Origin of the sequence: Pseudomonas sp. PS02288 (genome assembly GCF_029959715.1) — a bacterium.
Taxonomy (GTDB): domain Bacteria; phylum Pseudomonadota; class Gammaproteobacteria; order Pseudomonadales; family Pseudomonadaceae; genus Pseudomonas_O; species Pseudomonas_O kuykendallii.
In genome coordinates this window covers 26,075-42,815 of the sequence record NZ_JASCPA010000001.1, presented here as the reverse complement: position 1 = coordinate 42,815, position 16,741 = coordinate 26,075, and the positions used below count along the sequence as shown (strand labels likewise).

The window sequence follows — 16,741 nt, the reverse complement described above, 5'->3', positions numbered from 1 at the left end:
CGCGCCGCGTGCGTGTCTAGCCCCTGGCACGCATGCGGATGAACAGCGCTTCGACCTTCTCCCGCGCCCACGGTGTCTTGCGCAGGAACGCCAGGCTCGACTTGATGCTCGGGTCGCTCTTGAAGCAGCGGATGTCGATGCGCCGCGCCAGTTCCTCCCAGCCGTAATGCTCCTGCAACTGCCGCAGGATGGCTTCCAGCGTGATGCCGTGAAGGGGATCGTTGGAACTCATGGGGATCGTCCTGGAGAAGAATCCGCGCACCTTAGCCGAGCGGCTCGAGGGGCGAAAGAGCCGCCAGGCAACATCGGGTAACGCCTGCGCGACACCCTCGGCGAAACGCCGCAGCGCTGTCCCGGTCAACCAAAACGAGGTTTCACCCACCGAGGAGGTCGAATGCCGGCTGGCTGGATCGAGGCGCTGAAACGGCGCTGGCTGCGCCTGTGCATGCTTGCCGCGCTGCTGCTGGCGCTGCCCATCGGCTGCGCGCACCTGGAACAGAAAGAGCGCGAACTGGTGTTTCGGGTCGAGTCGGGAACCGCCAGCTGGTACGGCGGCCTGCCCGCCGACGTGGAGGAAATGCAACTGGACTCCAGCGACTTCCTCGCCGGCCAGAACGTTCACGCCTGGTGGTGGCCGGCGACCCGCGAGGATGCGCCCGCCCTGCTCTACCTGCACGGTTCGCGCTGGAACCTGACCGGCCAGCTGTTCCGCATCGAGCAATTGCACGACCTCGGCTTCTCGGTGCTCGCCATCGACTACCGCGGCTTCGGCGAAAGCCCGGGCGACCTGCCATCGGAACGCAGCGTCAACCAGGACGCGCGTATCGCTTGGCAGCGCCTCGAGCAGTTACAGCCGGCACCCGGCAAACGCTACATCTACGGCCACTCCCTGGGCGGTGCGGTTGCCGTCGACCTCGCCGAGGAACTCAGCCAGGACGCCGAGCGAGAGGGCCGGGCGCCGGAGGCCGGCGGCCTGATCATCGAGTCGACCTTCACCAACCTCGCCGATGTGGCCGCCAGCATCGCCCACACTTCACTGCCGATCCGCTGGATTCTCTCGCAGAAATTCGACTCGCTGGAGAAGATCGCCCAGGTTCGCCTGCCACTGCTGATCGTCCACGGCAGCAACGACCCGTACGTCTCGCCGCGCTTCAGCGAAGAGCTGTTCGTGGCCGCCAACGAGCCCAAGCAACTACTCATGGTCGAGGGCGGCACCCACAACAACAGCATGCGCCTGGGCCAGCGCCAGTATCGCCTGGCGCTGGAGCGCCTGCTCGGCGAGGTGCCGGCACAGGCGGCGCGCACCCCGTAAGGCCACCTGAAACCGGCGTCGGTGGCACTCAGTACCAGACCGGCGCCGCCTCGCGCATGAAGATTTCCACGGTCTTGGGGCCGACGCCCTCGAACCGGGCCAGGCGCTTCTCGAACGCCGCGCGGTTTTCGCTGCGCGCCTGGATCGCCCCGACCGCACCTCCGTACTCGTCCATCAGCGTCCGGCAGAGTCTGAGCAGACGCTCGGCCGTCGACTCGTCGTAGCGCACGTAACGCGCCTCGCCGAGCATGCCGACGAGCCGTCGATGGCTGCAGGCACGCAGCTTCTGCGGCGTATCGAGGCCACGCCTGTCGACGATCACCCGGTAGGCCTGCGCGGCGATCTCGCCCTGGATGCGCTTGCCGAACAGGAAGCTGGCGATCAACCACCTGAACAGCGCGGCCTCGCCGCCGTGGACGAGGTCGATGTTCAGGTCCCGCGCGCCGATCTGCGCCGCCATGTCCGACTCCCCATGATGCCCTCCTGCGGATGACGTACGCCGCGCCGGGCGGGTTCGACCGAATCGCCGAATGGCCGGCGCCGAAATGCAAGCGGCCCGTCCTTTCCGGGACGGGCCGCGTGCGTCTGCGTTACAAGGCTGCGCTCAGGACCTCAGAGGTGAGCGTCCTGGTATTCCTTCTCGGCGGCGTCGAAGCGTTCGAGCATCCCGGCGGTAGGCCCGCTGCCGATCTTGCTGAAGATCAGGATCGCCAGGCTGGCGAAGATGAAGCCCGGAATGATCTCGTACAAGCCGAGGCCGACGTACTGCTTCCACAGCACCACGGTCACCGCACCGACCAACATGCCGGCCAGGGCACCATTGCGGGTCATGCCCTTCCACACCAGCGAGAAGATCACCACCGGGCCAAAGGCCGCGCCGAACCCGGCCCAGGCGTAGGACACCAGGCCGAGCACCTTGCTCTCCGGGTCACGGGCGACAATGATCGCGACCACGGCGATCAGCAGCACCATGCCGCGACCGACCCAGACCAGCTCGCGCTGCGAGGCACCCTTGCGCAGGAAGGCCTTGTAGAAATCCTCGGTCAGCGCGCTGGAACAGACCAGCAGCTGGCAGCTCAGGGTGCTCATCACCGCGGCGAGAATCGCCGAGAGCAGCACGCCGGCGATCCACGGGTTGAACAGCAGCTTGGCCAGTTCGATGAACACCCGCTCGGGGTTCTCGCTGACCGCGCCAGCAACGTCCGGGTGGGCCGAGAAGTAGGCGATGCCGAAGAAGCCCACGGCAACCGCGCCGCCCAGGCAGAGGATCATCCAGGTCATCGAGATGCGGCGTGCGGCGGGGATCGACTTCACCGAGTCGGCTGCCATGAAGCGCGCGAGGATGTGCGGCTGGCCGAAGTAGCCCAGGCCCCAGGCGAGCAGCGAGATCACGCCGACGAAGCTGGCGCCCTTGAGCACGTCGAAGTTGGTCGGATCGTTGGCCTCGATGGCCAGGAAAGTGGTATCGACTCCACCGGTGGCGAGCACCACCACGACCGGCGTGAGGATCAGAGCGAAGATCATCAGCGTCGCCTGCACGGTGTCGGTCCAGCTCACCGCGAGGAAGCCTCCGACGAAGGTGTAGGCGATGGTCGCCGCTGCGCCGGCCCAGAGGGCGGTCTCGTAGGACATGCCGAAGGTGCTTTCGAACAGGCGAGCGCCGGCGACGATGCCCGAGGCGCAGTAGATGGTGAAGAACACCAGGATCACCAGGGCCGAGAACACGCGCAGGATGCGGCTGTTGTCCTCGAAGCGGGTGGTGAAGTAGTCCGGCAGGGTCAGCGCGTTGCCGTTGTGCTCGGTCTGCACGCGCAGGCGACCGGCGACGAACAGCCAGTTGAGCCAGGCACCGGCGATCAGGCCGATGGCGATCCAGCTTTCCGAGAGGCCGGACAGGTAGACGGCGCCCGGCAGGCCCATCAGCAGCCAGCCGCTCATGTCCGAAGCACCGGCGGAGAGCGCGGTGACGAAACTGCCGAGGCTGCGACCGCCGAGGATGTAGTCGGAGAAGTTCTTGGTGCGCAGATAGGCGACCAGGCCGATCAGGACCATGGCAGCGATGTAGATCACGAACGTGATCAGCATGGGGGTATTGGCGCTCATTGATGGCTCCATTGGTTGTTGTTATGGGCTCACGGGTTGGCCGTGGCCGTTTGCGCAAGCACGCTCTGGAGGCAGGCGTGTCGTCTTGTCCGGCGGCGCGGTTGGCGCGGCGCGGGTCTCTTGCTCGGAAATGAAAACGGGCCCGGCCCGCGAAGGCTGCAATCAGCGCTCGCGGACCGGGCCCGCCTTCTACGGCAAAACGGGGCGAATGATCAATCCCCCAGCGACAGCAGCGAGGCGTTGCCGCCCACCGCAGTGGTGTTGATCGAGGTGGTGCGTTCGTTGGCGAAGCGCATCAGGTAGCTCGGACCGCCGGCCTTCGGCCCGGTGCCGGACAGGCCGCAGCCACCGAACGGCTGCACGCCGACCACCGCGCCGATCTGGTTGCGGTTGACGTAGAGGTTGCCGACCCGTGCCAGGGCCTCGATTCGCGCAGCGGTTTCCTCGTTGCGGCTGTGCACGCCGAGGGTCAGCCCGTAGCCGGTGGCGTTGATCGCCGCGACGACCTTCTCCAGGTCCGCCGCCTCGAAGCGCACCACGTGCAGCACTGGGCCGAAGTGTTCCTCCTTCAGCTCGTGGATGCCGCCGATCTCGAACGCCACCGGCGCGACGAAGTGACCGTTCAGGCCGGCCGGAAGCCTGGCTTCGGCGATCAGCTTGCCCTCGTCCTTGAGCGCGGCGATGTGCGCCAGCAGGCCGGCGCGGGCTTCCTCGTCGATCACCGGACCGATGTCGTTCTCGCGCAGGTGGGTCGGGCCGACCTTCAGCTCGGCCATCGCGCCCTTGAGCAGGTCGATCACACGGTCGGCGATGTCGCGCTGCACGTAGAGCACGCGCAGGGCCGAGCAACGCTGGCCGGCGCTGGTGAAGGCGGAGCCGACGGCGTCCTTGACCACCTGCTCGGGCAGCGCGGTGGAGTCGACGATCATCGCGTTCTGCCCGCCGGTCTCGGCGATCAGGGTAGCGATCGGACCTTCCTTCTCGGCCAGTTGGCGGTTGATGATGCGGGCGGTGTCGGTGGAGCCGGTGAAGCACACGCCGACCACGCGCGGGTCGCGGCAGAACACGCCGCCGAGGGTGGCACCGTCGCCCGGCAGGAAGGCGATGGCCTGTTTCGGCAGGCCGGCCTCGAACATCAGCTGCAGCGCGCGGGCGGCGATCAGGCTGGTCTGCTCGGCCGGCTTGGCCAGCACGGTATTGCCGGCGACCAGCGCGGCGGCGATCTGGCCCAGGTAGATCGCCAGCGGGAAGTTCCACGGGCTGATGCAGACGAACACGCCACGGCCCTCGTGGAACAGTTCGTTGCGCTCGCCGGTCGGGCCCTTGAGCTCTTCGCGGCCGAGCTTCAGGCGCGCCTGCTGGGCGTAGTAGCGGCAGAAGTCGACGGCTTCGCGAACCTCGTCGATGCCGTCCTGCAGGGACTTGCCGGCTTCCACGGTGCACAGCGCCATCAGCTCGGCGCGGTTGCTTTCCAGCAGGTCGGCGAGACGCTCGAGGACGTTCGCGCGGGTATCCACCGGGGTGGCGTTCCAGCGCGGCCAGAACGCCGCGAGGGCGTCCACCGCCTGTTTGGCCTGGGCGGCCGTGGCGAACTGCGCGCTGCCGACCACCTTGTTCAGGTCGAACGGGCAGCGCACTTCGCTGGCGCTGCCGGCGAGCGTCTCGCCATCGATGACCGGCGCGGCCTGCCACTGGCGGTCGATGAAAGGCTGGTAGGCGTTAGCCAGTTCGTTCCACTGATTCTGGATATTCATGTTGAGGCCCTGGGAGTTCTTGCGCTGGCCGTACAGCGCCGGCGGGAGCGGGATTCTGTCGTTGGCGAGGGTTTTGAAGCTGCGCAGCTGGGTGACCGGGTGATCGATGAGCGATTCGACGGCGACGCGCGGGTCGACCAACTGGTGGACGAACGAGGAGTTGGCGCCGTTTTCCAGCAGGCGGCGGACCAGGTACGGCAGCAGGTCCTTGTGCGCGCCGACCGGGGCGTAGATGCGTACGTTCTTGCCGTGCTTCTCCAGCACCGTGTCGTAGAGCGCGTCGCCCATGCCATGCAGGCGCTGGAACTCGAATTCGCGCTCGCCCGCCATCGCCAGGATGCAGCTGACGGTGTGCGCGTTGTGGCTGGCGAACTGCGGGTAGATGACCCCGCGGGTGTGCTCGGAGAGCAAAAAGCGCGCGCAGGCCAGGTAGGAGGTGTCGGTGGCTTCCTTGCGGGTGAACACCGGGTAGCCGTCGAGGCCCCAGACCTGGCACTGCTTGATCTCGCTGTCCCAGTAGGCGCCCTTGACCAGGCGCAGCGGGATGCGCGCGCCGAGTTCACGACCCAGCAGGGTCAGCCAGACCAGGGTCGGCAGGCAGCGTTTGGAATACGCCTGAACGACCAGGCCGAACTCGCCCCAGCCGGCGATGGCCGGGTCGCGCATCAGCTTCTCGAACAACTCCAGCGACAGCTCCAGGCGGTCGGCTTCCTCAGCGTCGATGGTGATGCCGACGTTCAGCCCGCGGGCCATCACGGCCAGCTCGCGGACGCTGCCGAACAGCTCGGTGAGCACGCGCTCGCGCTGCGCCACTTCATAGCGCGGGTGCAGTGCGGAGAGCTTGATCGACACCGACGGACGCGGGCCGGGGCCGACCTGCGGCTCGGCGCCGACGGTCTGCACCGCCTTGCGGTAGTCGGCCATGTACTTGGCGGCGTCCTCGACGGTGAGGGCCGCCTCGCCCAGCATGTCGAAGGAATAGGTGTAGCCCTTCTCGCGCTGCGGACGACCGTTCTTCAGCGCTTCGGAGATGCTCCGGCCGAGGACGAACTGCTTGCCCATCAGCTTCATCGCCTGGTTCATCGCGGCGCGGATCACCGGTTCCCCGGAACGTTTGATCAGGCGACCGAGAACGCTCTTCGGCCGGCCATCGGCGGTTTCCGGGTCGACCACCTTGCCGGTCATCACCAGGCCCCAGGCGGCGAAGTTGACCAGCACGTTGTCGCTCTGGCCGAGGTGCCGTTCCCACTCGGCGGCGTTCAGCTTGTCGCGGATCAGCGCGTCTGCGGTGGCGGCGTCCGGCACCCGCAGCAGCGCCTCGGCCAGGCACATCAGCATCAGGCCTTCGTGGGTGTCGAGGCTGTACTGGCGCAACAGGGCATCGAGGGTGTCTTCGACGTTGTCGCGGCTGCGCACGTCTTCGATCAGGCTGCGGGCCTTCTGGCGAACGGCTTCGATGCCGGCTTCGCCCGGATCGGCGAGCTGCAGGAGTTCGGTGAGGTAGGCGGCCTCGTCGACGGCGTAGTTGGCGCTGATGACGGGGAAGAACTCGGCGGCCGACGCATTGAGTGCGTCGGCCTGCAGGACATGAGCGGCTTTGAACATCGAGACCCTCCTCGGGTGGAGACTGCTTTCGTGGGTCTTGCCAGGCGTGCACGGTCGGGCAAGGACCCGGCGCAGGCGAGCGCGTGAGCGGACGGTGGAATGTAGTGGCAGTCGCCGCGCCGGTTCTTGCGCAAAGCTACGGACTTTTTACGAAAAGCTCCGGCCCGAGGAACTCGATCAGAAAGCGGCGGCCAATAGCGGTTGGCCGTCCGCCGACCGCCGCCTCAGCGGCGGACGACGTCGCCGCGCCCCGGCGCCAGGCGCGCCAGCAGCTGGCTCTGCACCGGGCCGGGAACGCCCTGGGCGTCCATCGACGCCCGCAGGTCCTCGACCAGCGCGCCGAAGCCCGCGGGCGAGAGGCCCAGCCCCTCGCTGATGTGCTGCACGCTGTCGCCGCGCTCGCAGGGGCCGCCGCTCTCGGCACAGAACTGCTCGATCAGCCTGTCGCGCAGGCGGACGATGTCGACGTCATGGAAATGCCGGAAGATGCGCGGGTCAGCAGCGACGTTGAGCAGCATGCCTTCGACGATACGGGTGATCCCGGCCTGCTCGCCCAGCTCGCGGTAGAGACGCTCGTCCTGCGCCGGCCGCTGTGCGCACGCGGACAGCGCCAGCCCCAGCGCCACCAGCAGCACGCGCGCGTCGGTGATTCTCCTGCGGCGAAAGATGCGCACCATTCCGATCCTCCTACGTAGCCCGTGCGAGCGGGGCATGCTTCTCGGGAAAACCACGGCCGAACGAACCACTCTCGGCGGCGAACGGCAGATCAGGCGTCGCTGCCGCGCAGACGTTTCGGCGTCAGGCCCAGGTAGCGCCGCATGGCGGTGGTCAGCGCGCTCTGGCTGGAAAACCCGCACTCGCCGGCGATGCGCACCAGCGGCAGCGGGCTTTCGCGCAACAGCCGGGCGGCGCGGTCCAGGCGGGTCTTCAGCAGGTATTGGTGAGGGGTCAGGCCGACGCTGTCCTTGAACTGGACGTGGAAGTGGCTCGGGCTGAGGCAGGCCACCTGCGCCAGTTCGGCCACGCTGATGCGCCGCGCCAGGTTGTCCTGGATGTGCGCGTCGAGCCGTTCCAGATCCAGCGGGCCGCGCACCTGCGGCGCGTGCTCGCCGAACAGGCGCAGGTGCATGGCACGCAGCAAAAGGCCGCCGAGGGCGCGCGACAACGCCGGGTCGCTGCCGTAGCGGGTGAGTTCGGCGCCGGCGTAGTTGAGCAGGTTCTGGAAGTCCGGATCGAGGGCCGGGTAGCGCGGAATCTCGAACAGGCGCATGAGCAACTGGAGATCCTCGGCGCTGGACTCCTCGCCGTCCATATCGATGATCAGCATGCGGTTGTCACCCACGCCGGCGAACTCGTGCTCGGCATCACCCGGCACCAGGCAGGCGCGCATCCGGCAGACCTCGCCGCCCGCACCGTTCACCTCGAATTCCGCGCGCCCGGAAAGGGACATCACCAACTGGTGATAGTCATGGGCATGTTCGTGGGCCTGGGCATCCAGGCACATGAGGCGGGCTTTGAGCATGGGCGGATCACGGCTGATCAAATTTTGCGCATTCTACTGGAAGGACGCCTTTTTTCCCAATATCGGCCGGTCGACGGCAGGTTCCACCGCGGTGCCATTGAATTCCTCGCTGCACCGACCCATCTAGATCTGCATACACGGATTACAGGTGCCCCATGAGCGACCAGGACATCACCGCTGAACTCGTTGAAGAAGTCATCCATTCGGAAGGAAAACTGGCGCTGCCCGGGCAGACCCTGCCGGACAAGGTCTACATCATTCCGATCCACAACCGGCCGTTCTTCCCGGCGCAGGTGCTGCCGATCATCGTCAACGAGGAGCCATGGGCGGAAACCCTGGAGCTGGTGGCGAAGACCGATCACCACTGTCTGGCGCTGTTCTTCATGGAGAACCCGCCGGAGGACCCCCGCCATTTCGACACCAGCAGCCTGCCCGAGCACGGCACCTTGGTGCGCATCCATCGCGCCAGCCGCGAGAACGGCAAGGTGCAGTTCGTCGCCCAGGGGCTTTCTCGGGTGCGTATCCGTGGCTGGCTGAAGCGCCACCGGCCGCCGTTCCTGGTGGAGGTGGACTACCCGCAGAGCCCGCCGGACCCGCGCGACGAGGTGAAGGCCTACGGCATGGCGCTGATCAACGCGATCAAGGAGCTGCTGCCGCTCAACCCGCTGTACAGCGAGGAGCTGAAGAACTACCTGAACCGCTTCAGCACCAACGACCCCTCCCCGCTCACCGACTTCGCCGCCGCGCTGACCACGGCGCCGGGGATCGAGCTGCAGGAAGTGCTCGACTGCGTGCCGATGCTCAAGCGCATGGAGAAGGTGCTGCCGCTGCTGCGCAAGGAAGTCGAGGTGGCGCGCCTGCAGAAGGAGCTGTCCGCCGAGGTCAACCGCAAGATCGGCGAGCGCCAGCGCGAGTTCTTCCTCAAGGAACAGCTGAAGGTGATCCAGCAGGAGCTGGGCATCACCAAGGACGACCGCAGCGCCGACACCGACGAATTCCGCGCCCGCCTGGAGGGCAAGACCGTGCCGCCGGCCGCGCAGAAGCGCATCGAGGAGGAGCTGAACAAGCTGTCCATCCTCGAGACCGGCTCGCCGGAATACGCCGTCACCCGTAACTACCTGGACTGGGCCACCGCCCTGCCCTGGGGCGTGTTCGGCCAGGACAAGCTCGACCTCAAGCACGCGCGCAAGGTGCTCGACGCCCAGCATGCCGGCCTCGACGATGTGAAGAACCGCATTCTCGAGTTCCTCGCGGTGGGCGCCTTCAAAGGTGAGATCGCCGGCTCCATCGTGCTGCTGGTCGGCCCGCCCGGCGTCGGCAAGACCAGCATCGGCAAGTCCATCGCCGAATCCCTGGGCCGGCCGTTCTACCGCTTCAGCCTCGGCGGCATGCGCGACCAGGCCGAGATCAAGGGCCACCGGCGCACCTACATCGGCGCCCAGCCGGGCAAGCTGGTGCAGGCGCTGAAGGATGTCGAGGTGATGAACCCGGTGATCATGCTCGACGAGATCGACAAGATGGGCCAGAGCTACCAGGGTGATCCGGCTTCGGCGCTGCTGGAGACCCTCGACCCGGAGCAGAACGTCGACTTCCTCGACCATTACCTGGACCTGCGCCTGGACCTGTCCAAGGTGCTCTTCGTCTGCACCGCGAACACCCTCGACTCGATCCCCGGCCCGCTGCTCGACCGCATGGAAGTGATCCGCCTGTCCGGCTACATTACCGAGGAGAAGCTGGCCATCGCCAAGCGCCACCTGTGGCCCAAGCAGCTGGAAAAAGCCGGCGTGCCGAAGAACCGCCTGGGTATCAGCGACGCCGCCCTGCGCCTGGTGATCGAGGGCTACGCCCGCGAAGCCGGGGTGCGCCAACTGGAAAAGCAGCTGGGCAAACTGGTGCGCAAGGCGGTGATCAAGCTGCTCGACGACCCGCAGGCGAAGATCAAGATCGCGCCCAAGGACCTGGAAGAATCCCTCGGCATGCCGCACTTCCGTACCGAACAGGTGCTGTCCGGGGTCGGCATCATCACCGGTCTGGCCTGGACCAGCATGGGCGGCGCCACCCTGCCGATCGAGGCCACGCGCATCCATACGCTCAACCGCGGCTTCAAGCTCACCGGGCAGCTCGGCGAGGTGATGAAGGAGTCGGCGGAGATCGCCTACAGCTACATCAGCTCGAACCTCAAGGCGTTCAAGGGCGACCCGACCTTCTTCGACCAGGCCTTCGTCCACCTCCACGTGCCCGACGGCGCCACGCCCAAGGACGGCCCCAGCGCCGGCGTGACCATGGCCAGCGCGCTGCTGTCGCTGGCCCGCGAGCAGGCGCCGAAGAAAGGCGTGGCGATGACCGGTGAACTCTCGCTGACCGGCCAGGTGATGCCGATCGGCGGGGTTCGCGAGAAGGTCATCGCCGCGCGGCGGCAGAAGATCTTCGAGCTGATCCTTCCGGAAGCCAACCGCGGCGATTTCAAGGAACTGCCGGACTATCTCAAGGAAGGCATCACCGTGCACTTCGCCAAGCGCTTCGCGGATGTGGCGAACGTGCTCTTCCCCTGATGGCTGGCGCCCGGCGCCGTGATGACGATCGGGCGCGGCCATGCCGGTCGCGCTCCTGTCCGCCTCCAGCACGGGCGGCGGCGCGCTCGAACCGACCCGGCTGGCGTGGTTTTGGGTAGAGTAAGGCGGCATCCCCTTCGAGGTATCCGTCGATGTCCGTTCCGCTCCGCCTGCTCCTGCCCGCCATCCTGCTGCTCGGCGGTTGCGCCGGCAAGCCGCCCGCTACCGTGACCCTGGAAGAAAGCCAGGCTTCGCGATGCCATCCATTGAAGTTGCACCAGGGCCAGACGCTGGTGCTCAGCCTGCCCAGCGACCCCACCAGCGGCTACCGCTGGCAATTGCTCGACGCCGCTCCCGCGATGCTGCGCAGCCTCGGCCCGGAGGTCTACGCCAACCCGGAAGACAGTGGCGACCTGGTAGGCAGCGGCGGCGAGTCGACCTGGCGCTTCCAGGTGGCGAACGCCGGCGACGCGCTCCTGACGCTGCGTTATCAGCAGGCGTGGGATGCCGACGGCGCCCCGGCCCGGACCTTCGAGTGCGCCCTGCACGCCGAGTGACGCCACGCCGCCCGGATACGGCCAGCCGGCGTGCCGGCTTTGGCATTCGCTCAGGCTTGGCTAGAATGCCGGCCTTTCCGCACAGCGCCGGTAGTGACCACCGTGAAACAACAGCCCGACCGCCTCTTCGCCCAGCCCGTCCAGCAGGTGCCGGACTTCGTCTTCAACGAAGACGTGGTGCGCGTGTTTCCGGACATGATCAAGCGCTCGGTGCCGGGTTACCCGACCATCGTCGAGAACCTCGGCGTGCTCGCCGCACGGTTCGCCCAGCCCGACACCGCGCTCTATGACCTGGGCAGTTCCCTCGGCGCGGTGACCCAGGCGCTGCGCCGCCACGTGCGCACGGAGCGCTGCCGGGTGATCGCGATCGACAACTCGCCGGCGATGGTCGAGCGCTGCCGCGAATACCTGCACGCGCAGGACTCGATGTTCCAGGAACTGCTGCCGGTGGAGGTCATCGACGCCGACATCCTCGCCTTGGAGTTCCAGCCGGCGTCGCTGGTGGCGCTGAATTTCACCCTGCAGTTCATCGATCCGACGCAGCGCCTCGCCCTGCTCGGCCGTATCCGCCAGGCACTGCTTCCCGGCGGTGCGCTGATCCTCTCGGAAAAACTGCGTTTCGAGGACGCCGAGGAACACGCCCTGCTCAACGAGCTGCACCTCGACTTCAAACGGGCCAACGGCTACAGCGAGCTGGAAATCGCGCAGAAGCGCAGCGCCATCGAGAACGTGATGAAGCCCGACAGCCTGGAACAGCACCGCGAGCGGTTGCTGGCGGCCGGTTTCAGCAAGGTGGTGCCGTGGTTCCAGTGCCTCAACTTCGCCTCGCTGATCGCCCTGCCATGATCGGCCGCTTCGACCTCGATGCCCTGCAGGCCCGGTTGGCCGGTAGCCCGCTGCAGGACTGGAGCGCCGACCTGCCGGCGCAGATCGATGCCAAGCTGGCCATCGGCCACGGCGACCTGCCGCGCTGGTATGCCGCCGTCGAGGCGCTGCCGCCGCTGCACGCCGGGCAGGTCGACCTGCTGCACGCGTTCAGTCTCGAAGGCCCGCGCGACGATTCCGCCCGCGACGCCCTGGAAACCGCCCTGCGCGGCCTGATTCCCTGGCGCAAGGGACCCTTCCACCTGTTCGGCGTGCACGTGGACACCGAATGGCGCTCGGACTGGAAATGGCAGCGCGTCGCCCCGCACCTGGACCTGGCCGGCAAGCGCGTGCTGGATGTCGGCTGCGGCAATGGCTACTACATGTGGCGCATGCTCGGCGCCGGCGCCGATGCGGTGGTCGGCATCGACCCCAACTGGCTGTTCCTCTGCCAGTTCCTGGCGATGAAGCATTACCTGCCGGAGCTGCCCGCCTGGCACCTGCCGCTAGCGTTCGAGGAACTGCCCGGCAAGCTGCAGGGTTTCGACACGGCGTTCTCCATGGGCGTGCTCTATCACCGTCGCTCGCCCATCGACCACCTGCTCGACCTCAAGGACTGCCTGGTGCGCGACGGCGAACTGGTGCTGGAAACCCTGGTGGTGGAAGGCGATGCCCAGCAGGTGCTGGTTCCCGAGGATCGCTACGCGCAGATGCGCAACGTCTGGTTCCTGCCGTCGGTGCCGGCACTGGAGCTGTGGCTGCGCCGCGCGGGCTTCGTCGACGTGCGCTGCGTGGACGTCAGCATCACCTCGGTCGAGGAACAGCGCGCGACGGACTGGATGCGCTACCAGTCGCTGCCCGACTTTCTCGACCCCAGGGACCCGCGCCGTACCGTCGAGGGCCTGCCGGCGCCGCGCCGCGCGGTACTGGTCGCGCGCAAGCCGTGACCTGAAGGCCCCCGGCTATCCTCAGCGGCGCCCGGCCGCCGCGACGATCAGGTGCTTCATCTCCAGCACCGCGGCCTTGAAACCGACGAACAGCGCGTGCGCGACGATGGCATGGCCGATGTTCAGCTCGTGAATCCCCTTGATCGCCGCCACCTGCTCGGCGTTGTGGTAATGCAGGCCGTGGCCGGCGTTGACGATCAACCCTTCGGCCACGCCAAAGGCCACGCTGTCGCGCAGACGCTGCAGCTCCTGAGCCGCGGCGGCCGGCGTCTCGGCGTCGGCGTAGCGCCCGGTGTGCAGCTCGATGGCCGGCGCGCCGATGCGTTTGGCGGCGGCGATCTGGCGTTCCTCGGCGTCGATGAACAGCGACACCTCGCAGCCCAGCCGGCCGAGGCGCTCGACCGCGTCGCGGATGCGCTCTTCCTGACCGGCGACATCCAGGCCACCCTCGGTGGTCAGTTCCTGGCGGGTTTCCGGAACCAGGCAGATGTGCTCCGGGCGAATGCCTTCGGCGAACGCCAGCATCGACGCGGTGACGCCCATCTCGAAGTTCATCCGCGTCTGCAGGGCGTCCTTCATCACCCGCACGTCGCGTTCCTGGATGTGCCGGCGGTCTTCGCGCAGGTGCAGGGTGATGCCGTCGGCGCCGGCTTCCTCGGCATCCAGCGCGGCCTTCAGCGGGTCGGGATAACGCGTGCCGCGGGCCTGGCGCAGGGTGGCGACGTGGTCGATGTTGACGCCCAGCAGAATGCGATTGAGGTCACTCACTTGGGAGGCTCCTTGAGGGTCATGAACAACTCGCGGCTGACCAGCGGTCGGCCGCCCAGATGGGGCGCCAGGGCTTGGCGCATCAGGCGCTTGGCCGCAGCCAGCGCGCCGGGAGAAGACCAGTCGGCCTCGGCCATGGCCAGCAGGTCGGCGCCATGGAACGAGCCGGGCTGCAGTTGGCCGATCGGCTCCAGGCCGGCGTCGGTGAGCAGCCGGTAGATGCCGTCGGCAGCGATCGCTTCGCCATGCCGGTCGGTGTCCAGGGCGAAACCATAGCCCAGCTCGTCCAGCAGGCGCCATTCGAAGGCGCGCAGCAACGGTTCGATCGGCCGCCCCTGGGCCAGCGCCGCGACTGTCGCGGCGTAGTGCTCGAAGAACTGCGGGTGCGCGACTTCGGCCGGCAGCAGCCGGATCAGCAACTCGTTGAGGTAGAAGCCGCTGAACAGCGCCTCGCCCGCCAGGAGGTTGGGAATGCCGGCGCTTTCCAGGCGGGCGATGCTCTTCAGCTCGCCGCGCCCGCGCAGTTCGACGTCCAGCGGCAGGAAAGGCCGCGCGCCACTTCCCGACTTGCCCCTGGCGCTGCGCTGCACGGCGCGCAGACGACCCTGCTCGCGCGTGAACAGGTCGACCATCGCGCTGGTTTCCTTATACGGCCGACTGTGCAGGACGAACGCGAGCTGGCTCATGGGCGGGGACACTGCAGCGGTTCGGAAACGGACGCCCGCGCCGGGCACGGGCGCCGGAGGGTGCGGGGTTTACTGGTCGTGGTAGCCCAGCGAGTGCAGCGCGCGCTCGTCGTCGGACCAGCCGCCCTTCACCTTGACCCAGAGGTTGAGCATGACCTTGGAGTCGAACAGCACTTCCATATCCTTGCGGGCGTTCTGGCCGATGCTTTTGATCCGCTCGCCCTTCTCGCCGATGATGATTTTCTTCTGCCCGTCACGCTCGACCAGGATCAGCGCATGGATGTGCAGGATGCGGCCTTCCTGCTTGAACTCTTCGATTTCCACGGTGATCTGGTACGGCAGCTCGGCGCCGAGCTGGCGCATGATCTTCTCGCGCACCAGTTCGGCGGCGAGGAAGCGGCTGGAACGATCGGTGATCTGGTCTTCGGGGAAGAAGTGCTCGTTTTCCGGCAGCCGCTCGGCCACCAGTTTCTCGAACAGCTCGAGGTTCTGCCCGTGCTGGGCGGAAATCGGCACCACCTCGGCGTTGGGCAGTTGCTCGGACAGCCACTTCAGGTGCGGCAGCAGATCGCCCTTCTCGTCCAGGCGATCGGTCTTGTTCACCGCGACGATCACCGGCCCGGTGACGTACTGCACGCGCTCGAGAACCATCTGGTCCTCATCGGTCCAGCGAGTGCGGTCGACCACGAAGACCACCACGTCGACGTCCTTCAGGGCGGCCGACGCGGTCTTGTTCATGTAGCGATTGAGCGCTTTCTCGCCGTTCTTGTGCAGGCCGGGAGTGTCGACATAGACCGCCTGGATCGCGCCCTCGGTCTTGATCCCGAGCATGTTGTGGCGGGTGGTCTGCGGCTTGCGCGAAGTGATCGCCAGCTTCTGCCCGAGAATGTGGTTGAGCAGGGTCGACTTGCCGACGTTGGGACGGCCGACGATGGCGACATAGCCGCAACGCGTCACGCTTTCATCATTCATTGCCATTCTCCACGCCCAGGGCGATTAGGGCGGCAGCGGCCGCTACCTGCTCGGCGATACGCCGGCTGGCGCCCTGCCCGCGGGTCTTTTCGTTCAACAGCGAAATCTGGCACTCGACGAAGAAACTCCGGCAGTGCGGTTCGCCCTGGATATCCACCACTTCGTAACGCGGCAGTTCGCAGGCGCGCGACTGGAGGAACTCCTGCAGGCGCGTCTTCGGGTCCTTGTTGGTGTCGACCAGCGTCAGGCTGTCCAGCTCGGAAGTGAGCCAGGCCAGCACGCGCTCGCGGGCAGCCTGCATCCCGGCATCGAGATAGATCGCGCCGATCAGCGCTTCCAGCGCATCCGCCAGGATCGACTCGCGACGAAAACCGCCGCTCTTCAGCTCGCCCGAGCCCAGACGCAGGTATTCGCCGAGGTCGAAACCGCGCGCCAGCAGCGCCAGTGTCTCGCCTTTGACCAGCCGCGCGCGCAAGCGCGACAGCTGGCCTTCGCGGGCCTGCGGGAAGCGCTCGAACAGCGCCTCACCGGCGACGAAGTTGAGGATCGCATCGCCAAGGAACTCCAGACGCTCGTTGTTGCGTCCGGCGAAGCTGCGATGAGTGAGGGCCAGGAGCATCAGCTCGCTGTCCTTGAAGGTGTAGCCGAGCTGACGCTCGAGACGGGCCAACTGTGGATTCACGGCATTCTTACGCGAAATTCTTTATCGAAACGGGCCACCAGATCGAGGTTCTGGATCAGCGGCTCGCGTTTTTCGTACTGGAGGTGAACGCGGAAGTCGTTGTTCACCACTTCGACCTTGACCGCATCGTTGACGTTCAGGTCGCGGATGTTGTTGATCTGCATGCCCCGGCTGACATGGCTGTAGAACTCGGGAATGGTGCGGATCTGCGAGGCCTTCTCGGTTTCCACCGAGGTGATGATCTTCTCCATCGACATGTAGTCGAGATAGTGCGGGATCATCTTGAACGCCGCGCTGGCGAAGAACGCGACAAGTGCCAGGACCAGCATCCAGCCCAACAGCGAAAAGCCTTTCTGCGAACGCGCACCTTTCATGCTCGACCTCAATGTCATGTATTCCGATGGGGAAACGCAGCGG

16 protein-coding genes are annotated in these 16,741 nt (G+C 66.8%); 5 read left to right on the top strand and 11 right to left on the bottom strand.

Translation table 11 applies throughout. The annotated features are described in order from the left end of the window. Positions 1-16: 16 nt before the first annotated feature. Entirely contained in the window at positions 17-232 is a 216-nt protein-coding gene (locus QMX85_RS00205) for a VF530 family protein (RefSeq protein WP_090229781.1), read from the bottom strand. A 162-nt stretch (positions 233-394) separates the two neighbouring features. Here QMX85_RS00205 and QMX85_RS00200 point away from each other — a divergent pair, with 162 nt between their 5' ends. Beyond that, positions 395-1,312 (top strand): alpha/beta hydrolase, encoded by a 918-nt coding sequence (locus QMX85_RS00200; protein ID WP_282338093.1) that lies wholly within the window; start codon positions 395-397, stop codon positions 1,310-1,312. A 28-nt stretch (positions 1,313-1,340) separates the two neighbouring features. On the opposite strand, the gene QMX85_RS00195 is transcribed toward QMX85_RS00200, so the two are convergent. From QMX85_RS00195 to QMX85_RS00175, 5 genes are all read right to left on the bottom strand, one after another. After that, positions 1,341-1,772, bottom strand: a complete 432-nt coding sequence (locus tag QMX85_RS00195) for a DNA methylase (protein ID WP_282338091.1) — start codon at positions 1,770-1,772, stop codon at positions 1,341-1,343. 152 nt (positions 1,773-1,924) lie between these two features. Further along, positions 1,925-3,415, bottom strand: coding sequence for a sodium/proline symporter PutP (gene putP / locus QMX85_RS00190; RefSeq protein ID WP_282338090.1), 1,491 nt, complete (start codon positions 3,413-3,415; stop codon positions 1,925-1,927). A gap of 212 nt (positions 3,416-3,627) precedes the next feature. Then, positions 3,628-6,774 carry a bifunctional proline dehydrogenase/L-glutamate gamma-semialdehyde dehydrogenase PutA gene (putA, locus tag QMX85_RS00185; protein WP_282338089.1) on the bottom strand — a complete coding sequence of 1,049 codons (3,147 nt, stop codon included), beginning with the start codon at positions 6,772-6,774 and terminating at the stop codon, positions 3,628-3,630. A gap of 224 nt (positions 6,775-6,998) precedes the next feature. After that, a complete protein-coding gene (locus QMX85_RS00180) occupies positions 6,999-7,451 on the bottom strand; it encodes a group 1 truncated hemoglobin (protein ID WP_282338088.1) in 453 nt (150 codons plus the stop codon). An 89-nt stretch (positions 7,452-7,540) separates the two neighbouring features. Further along, positions 7,541-8,296 carry an AraC family transcriptional regulator gene (locus QMX85_RS00175; RefSeq protein WP_282338087.1) on the bottom strand — a complete coding sequence of 252 codons (756 nt, stop codon included), beginning with the start codon at positions 8,294-8,296 and terminating at the stop codon, positions 7,541-7,543. A 155-nt stretch (positions 8,297-8,451) separates the two neighbouring features. Here QMX85_RS00175 and lon point away from each other — a divergent pair, with 155 nt between their 5' ends. The 4 genes from lon to cmoB all read left to right on the top strand — a co-directional run bounded on the left by lon (position 8,452) and on the right by cmoB (position 13,216). After that, positions 8,452-10,848: an endopeptidase La gene (gene lon / locus QMX85_RS00170; protein ID WP_282338086.1), complete on the top strand. Its 2,397-nt coding sequence runs from the start codon at positions 8,452-8,454 to the stop codon at positions 10,846-10,848. 152 nt (positions 10,849-11,000) lie between these two features. Continuing rightward, a complete protein-coding gene (locus QMX85_RS00165; RefSeq protein ID WP_282338084.1) occupies positions 11,001-11,405 on the top strand; it encodes a protease inhibitor I42 family protein in 405 nt (134 codons plus the stop codon). 102 nt (positions 11,406-11,507) lie between these two features. Then, the gene (cmoA, locus tag QMX85_RS00160; protein WP_282338083.1) at positions 11,508-12,251 is read left to right on the top strand and encodes a carboxy-S-adenosyl-L-methionine synthase CmoA; all 744 of its coding nucleotides are present in this window, start codon (positions 11,508-11,510) and stop codon (positions 12,249-12,251) included. Beyond that, entirely contained in the window at positions 12,248-13,216 is a 969-nt protein-coding gene (gene cmoB, locus QMX85_RS00155) for a tRNA 5-methoxyuridine(34)/uridine 5-oxyacetic acid(34) synthase CmoB (protein ID WP_282338082.1), read from the top strand. The genes cmoA and cmoB overlap by 4 nt, the downstream gene beginning before the upstream one ends. A 21-nt stretch (positions 13,217-13,237) precedes the next feature. On the opposite strand, the gene pdxJ is transcribed toward cmoB, so the two are convergent. From pdxJ to QMX85_RS00130, 5 genes are all read right to left on the bottom strand, one after another. Beyond that, positions 13,238-13,984 carry a pyridoxine 5'-phosphate synthase gene (gene pdxJ, locus QMX85_RS00150; protein WP_282338081.1) on the bottom strand — a complete coding sequence of 249 codons (747 nt, stop codon included), beginning with the start codon at positions 13,982-13,984 and terminating at the stop codon, positions 13,238-13,240. Next, complete coding sequence (gene recO / locus QMX85_RS00145; RefSeq protein ID WP_282338079.1) at positions 13,981-14,670, bottom strand: DNA repair protein RecO; 690 nt, start codon at positions 14,668-14,670, stop codon at positions 13,981-13,983. Before recO ends, pdxJ begins: the two co-directional genes overlap by 4 nt. Positions 14,671-14,739: 69 nt before the next feature. Next, a complete protein-coding gene (era, locus tag QMX85_RS00140) occupies positions 14,740-15,642 on the bottom strand; it encodes a GTPase Era (protein WP_273228636.1) in 903 nt (300 codons plus the stop codon). Continuing rightward, on the bottom strand, positions 15,635-16,324 hold the full coding sequence (rnc, locus tag QMX85_RS00135; RefSeq protein WP_090229814.1) for a ribonuclease III: 690 nt from the start codon (positions 16,322-16,324) through the stop codon (positions 15,635-15,637). The genes era and rnc overlap by 8 nt, the downstream gene beginning before the upstream one ends. Then, positions 16,321-16,698 (bottom strand): DUF4845 domain-containing protein, encoded by a 378-nt coding sequence (locus tag QMX85_RS00130; protein ID WP_273228637.1) that lies wholly within the window; start codon positions 16,696-16,698, stop codon positions 16,321-16,323. The genes rnc and QMX85_RS00130 overlap by 4 nt, the downstream gene beginning before the upstream one ends. Between the last annotated feature and the right edge of the window lie 43 nt (positions 16,699-16,741).